The following is a 4,404-nucleotide window of genomic DNA, read 5'->3' as shown; positions in this document are numbered from 1 at the left end:
GCCTTTGCTGGCGCCGCGATCAGCAGCAAGGCGTCGGTCAAGGTCTCGCCATCCGGCAGCTGCGCCATGCCGGCGCGCATGGCGCTGTAGACATCGAGCGGCGCCAGCAAAGGCAGCGAGGGCAAGAGCCGTTCGAACACGTCCGCACGCGCCTGTCCCAGCGCCCGCGTCAGTTGCGCATCATCGGGAAGGTCGTTGAAGAAGCCGTCGAGCAGCAGCCTAACCACCTGGGCATAGTTCCAACGGCCGGCCAGTTCCGGCAGCGAATGACCTCGGATCGTCAGACGGCCGCCAAGACCATCCACATCGGAAAGCACGGTTTCCGCCGCCACCACATCATCGAGCCCATTCGCCATAGCCTGTCTCCTTGAAGCATTTCCGGATCGGAGATAGAGATGGGCAACGTTTCCATCAATCTTGATCAATATAATCAATATCAGGGCTCGATATGTCCGAGTGGTTGTCCCGGGAAGAGGCGCTGGAGAGACTCAAGGTGCGGGCGCAGACGCTGTACGCCTATGTCAGCCGTGTGCGCATCGGCATGCGGCCCAACCGCGCCGATCCGCGCCGCAGCCAGTACCGCGCCGACGATATCGCCGCACTGGCGACCCGCCGGGCGCGCGGCCGCAGCCCGTCAGTCATCGCCGAAAGCGCCATCGCCTGGGGCGAGCCCTCGATCGTAACGGCGATTTCGACCGTCTCGCGCGGTCGGCTTATCTATCGCGGGCAGGACGCCGCAGTGCTCTCCGGGCACGCCACACTGGAAGAAGCCGCCGCCGTTCTGTGGGCTCTGCCGAAACCGGTGGCTTTCGAAGCAGCGTCGCCGGACGCACCCCATCAAGCTGGCCGAGCCTCGGCCTTTGCGCAACTTGCCGTGCTTGCCGGTCAGGGGCGCCCGTCGCTCGGGCGCAGCGCCGCCTCGCTGCATACCGATGCCGCGCACGCGGTCGGCGTGCTGGCCGCCGCGCTGGGCGCACCGGCGGGGTCAAATCCCGTCCATCAGCGGCTTGCGCAGGACTGGTCGGTGGATGCCGGCCGCGCCGATGCGATCCGCCGTGCGCTTGTCCTGCTTGCCGATCATGAACTGAATGCGTCGACCTTCGCCGCGCGCGTCGCAGCCTCGACCGGCGCGCCGCTGGCCGCTTGCCTGCTGGCAGGGCTCGCGACGCTGTCAGGCCCGCGCCATGGCGGCGCCGGAGAGGCGGTGATGCACCTGGCCGAGGATGCGGCGCGGCATGGCGCCGATGCGACGATCCGGCGCTGGCTCAGCCATGACCGGCCGCTGCCGGGGTTCGGTCATCAACTCTATCCTGACGGCGATCCCCGCGGGGCGGCGCTGCTGTCGGTGATCGAGGTTGACGGCACACTATCGTCGCTGCGCGACGCTGCCTTTGCGGCGACCGGCGCGCTTCCCAACATCGACTTTGGGCTGGCCGCGCTGACGCGCAGCCTAGGCTTGCCGCGCGATGCACCGTTCCGCCTGTTCGCGCTCGCACGCAGCGTCGGCTGGGCCGCGCACACGGTCGAACAGATAACAAGCGGAAGTGTCATCCGGCCGCGCGGCCGCTATGAGGGCGTGCTGGTGTAAGGCCGCAAGAACGCCAGGCGCTCAGGACATCGTGTCGAGCTTGCGCTGCATGGCCGCGATCTGGTCCTTCAGTTCCTGAAGATCGTCGGGCTTGTCAGGCGTTTCCTTCCTGGCCGGCTCGGGCGACGTCGCAGCGGCTGGCGCGGAGCCAGCGGGCGGGAACGGCGTGAACAGCCGCATCGCATTCTGGAACATTTCCATGTTGCGGCGCGTCTGTTCCTCCAGCGCCTTGATCGGCGTGGTGATCTTCATCATGTCGAGCGGCGACTTGCCGAGCGCCCCCTTCATCTGCTCGCGAAAGCGCTCCTGCTCCTTGGAAAAGGCAAGCATCGACTGTTCGAGGAAGCTCGGGACGATCATCTGCATCTGGTCACCGTAATAAGCGATGAGCTGGCGCAGGAACGGGATCGGCAGCATGTTCTGCCCGTCCTTGTTCTCCAGTTCGAAGATGATCTGGGTCAACACCGGATGCGTGATGTCGTCGCCGGTCTTGGCGTCCTGGACGGTGAACTCCTCGCCCTTCTTGACCATCTCGGCGAGGTCCTCGAGCGTCACATAGGTGCTGGTGCCGGTGTTGTAGAGGCGGCGATTGGCGTATTTCTTGATGATGATCGGATCGTCTTTAGCGGCCATCTACATCCTCCCGGGGACACCGGCGCGCCTCTGAGTAAGCCGCCGATAACGATTGTGCCTTTTTTGAGGATATGCGCAAAAGCCTCACAATTCCAAGCAGTTTGTGCAGTGCGGGATCACTAAATGCTGCATGGCAGGCAAAATATGCTGCGCAGCAATGGACGAATGGCCGCCATGGCAAGGCATGGCCTGCTTGCGGCGCATGGGCGCCATGCCCATTTCCGGTTTGACTTGGGGTTGGGAAAGGGCAAGAAAAGTCCCCAACGACAGAGCAACACCCTTGAAGTCTGGAGAAGAAAATGTCCGCTTCCATCGTCATTGCCAGTGCGGCGCGCACGCCGGTCGGCTCCTTCAACGGCGCTTTCGCCGCCACCCCGGCGCATGAGCTCGGCGCCGTCGTCATCACGGAATTGCTGTCGCGTGCCGGCGTCGAACCAGGCGAGGTCGACGAGGTCATCCTCGGCCAGGTGCTGACCGCCGCGCAAGGCCAGAACCCGGCCCGCCAGGCATCGATCAATGCCGGCCTGCCCAAGGAAACCACCGCCTGGGGCCTCAATCAGGTTTGCGGCTCGGGCCTGCGCGCCATCGCGCTCGGCATGCAGCAGATCGCCATCGGCGATGCCAAGGTGATCGTCGCCGGAGGCCAGGAATCGATGTCGCTTTCGACGCATGCCCAGCACCTGCGCGCCGGCGTCAAGATGGGCGACTTCAAGCTGATCGACACCATGATCAAGGATGGGCTGTGGGACGCCTTCAACGGTTACCACATGGGCAACACAGCCGAAAACGTCGCGCGTCAGTTCCAGATCACCCGCGAAGACCAGGACCAGTTCGCGCTCGCCTCGCAAAACAAGGCCGAGGCCGCGCAGAAGGCCGGCAAGTTCAAGGACGAGATCGTCGCCGTCACCATCAAGGGCAAGAAGGGCGACACCATCGTTGACCAGGACGAATACATCCGCCACGGCGCCACGATCGACGCCATGACCAAGCTGAAACCGGCTTTCGACAAGGACGGCACGGTAACCGCCGCCAACGCCTCCGGCATCAATGACGGCGCCGCCGGCGCGCTGCTGATGAGCGAAGCGGAAGCGGTGAGGCGCGGCATCACCCCGCTGGCGCGCATCGTGTCCTGGGCAACCGCCGGCGTCGATCCGCAGATCATGGGCACCGGACCCATTCCCGCCTCGCGCAAGGCCTTGGAAAAGGCCGGCTGGTCGGTCGGCGATCTCGACCTGGTCGAGGCCAACGAAGCCTTTGCGGCGCAGGCCTGCGCCGTCAACAAGGACATGGGCTGGGATCCCTCGATCGTCAACGTCAATGGCGGCGCCATCGCCATCGGCCATCCGATCGGTGCGTCCGGCGCTCGCGTCTTCAACACGCTGGTCTTCGAAATGCGCCGGCGCGGCGCCAAGAAGGGTCTCGCTACCCTGTGCATCGGCGGCGGCATGGGCGTCGCCATGTGTGTCGAAGCACTCTGAAGAAAGTCACTAAACGGGCGGCGTGCATGCATGTCGCCCAAAACTGCGCAGCGGTTTTGGGAACACCGACATGCATAAAACCAAACAGCTGAAGCGCATCGCCTGAACCTACTTCAGCGCGACGCGCTTTAGCCGCCCGTTCTGTATCCAGTGCCTGCCAAGCCCGACAACAGGGCGATATCAAAAAAGGGGAAATGCATGACCAAGGTAGCAATCGTCACAGGCGGATCGCGCGGCATCGGCGCGGCGATCTCGATCGCATTGAAGACCGTCGGCTATTCGGTTGCGGCGAACTATGCCGGCAATGATGCCGCAGCGGCGAAATTCAAGGCTGAGACCGGCATTCCGGTCTACAAATGGTCGGTCGCCGACTATGATGCCTGCGCCGCCGGCATCAAGCAGGTCGAGGCCGATCTCGGCCCGGTCTCGGTGCTGGTCAACAATGCCGGCATCACCCGCGACGCCATGTTCCACAAGATCACGCGTGAGCAGTGGAAAGAGGTCATCGACACCAACCTGTCCGGCGTCTTCAACATGACGCATCCGCTGTGGAGCGGGATGCGCGACCGCAAGTTCGGCCGCATCATCACCATCTCCTCGATCAACGGCCAGAAGGGCCAGGCCGGCCTTGGCGGCGGAATAGTTGACCTGGCCGGCCTGGCCCTTCTGGCCGTTGATCGAGGAGATGGTGATGATGCGGCCGAA

Annotated in this window: 5 protein-coding genes and 1 pseudogene; 3 read left to right on the top strand and 3 right to left on the bottom strand. The window is 64.2% G+C overall.

Translation table 11 applies throughout. From position 1 onward, the window contains the following. The coding region (locus EOA22_RS25390) for a citrate/2-methylcitrate synthase (protein ID WP_281040786.1) at positions 1-356 on the bottom strand (356 nt) is incomplete at its 3' end. A 92-nt stretch (positions 357-448) separates the two neighbouring features. On the opposite strand from EOA22_RS25390, the gene EOA22_RS25385 reads away from it, so the two are divergent. Next, positions 449-1,588, top strand: a complete 1,140-nt coding sequence (locus EOA22_RS25385; protein WP_127390295.1) for a citrate synthase — start codon at positions 449-451, stop codon at positions 1,586-1,588. A gap of 21 nt (positions 1,589-1,609) precedes the next feature. Here the strand turns inward: EOA22_RS25385 and phaR are convergent, their stop codons facing one another. Continuing rightward, a complete protein-coding gene (gene phaR, locus EOA22_RS25380) occupies positions 1,610-2,221 on the bottom strand; it encodes a polyhydroxyalkanoate synthesis repressor PhaR (RefSeq protein ID WP_063169186.1) in 612 nt (203 codons plus the stop codon). Between the two features lie 84 nt (positions 2,222-2,305). Then, positions 2,306-2,434, bottom strand: coding sequence for a hypothetical protein (locus EOA22_RS39585; RefSeq protein WP_255337222.1), 129 nt, complete (start codon positions 2,432-2,434; stop codon positions 2,306-2,308). A gap of 86 nt (positions 2,435-2,520) precedes the next feature. Between EOA22_RS39585 and EOA22_RS25375 the strand changes: the two genes are divergently transcribed. Both EOA22_RS25375 and EOA22_RS25370 read left to right on the top strand, forming a co-directional pair. After that, positions 2,521-3,699, top strand: coding sequence for an acetyl-CoA C-acetyltransferase (locus tag EOA22_RS25375; protein ID WP_024502944.1), 1,179 nt, complete (start codon positions 2,521-2,523; stop codon positions 3,697-3,699). Positions 3,700-3,897: 198 nt separating this feature from the next. Beyond that, positions 3,898-4,326: pseudogene (locus tag EOA22_RS25370) on the top strand (SDR family NAD(P)-dependent oxidoreductase); the annotation flags it as partial. Positions 4,327-4,404 lie beyond the last annotated feature (78 nt).

Source organism: Mesorhizobium sp. M7A.F.Ca.US.014.04.1.1, assembly GCF_003998745.1.
Lineage (GTDB): Bacteria > Pseudomonadota > Alphaproteobacteria > Rhizobiales > Rhizobiaceae > Mesorhizobium > Mesorhizobium ciceri.
Note: the sequence above shows the minus strand (reverse complement) of the source record. Positions and strands in the feature narration are given on the sequence as shown.

What these genes read in the sequence shown, in the direction of transcription:
- EOA22_RS25385 (WP_127390295.1), top strand. Translation starts at nt 449, where the DNA reads ATGTCCGAGTGGTTGTCCCGGGAAGAGGCGCTGGAGAGACTCAAGGTG.
- phaR (WP_063169186.1), bottom strand. Translation starts at nt 2,221, where the DNA reads ATGGCCGCTAAAGACGATCCGATCATCATCAAGAAATACGCCAATCGC.
- EOA22_RS39585 (WP_255337222.1), bottom strand. Translation starts at nt 2,434, where the DNA reads ATGGCGCCCATGCGCCGCAAGCAGGCCATGCCTTGCCATGGCGGCCAT.
- EOA22_RS25375 (WP_024502944.1), top strand. Translation starts at nt 2,521, where the DNA reads ATGTCCGCTTCCATCGTCATTGCCAGTGCGGCGCGCACGCCGGTCGGC.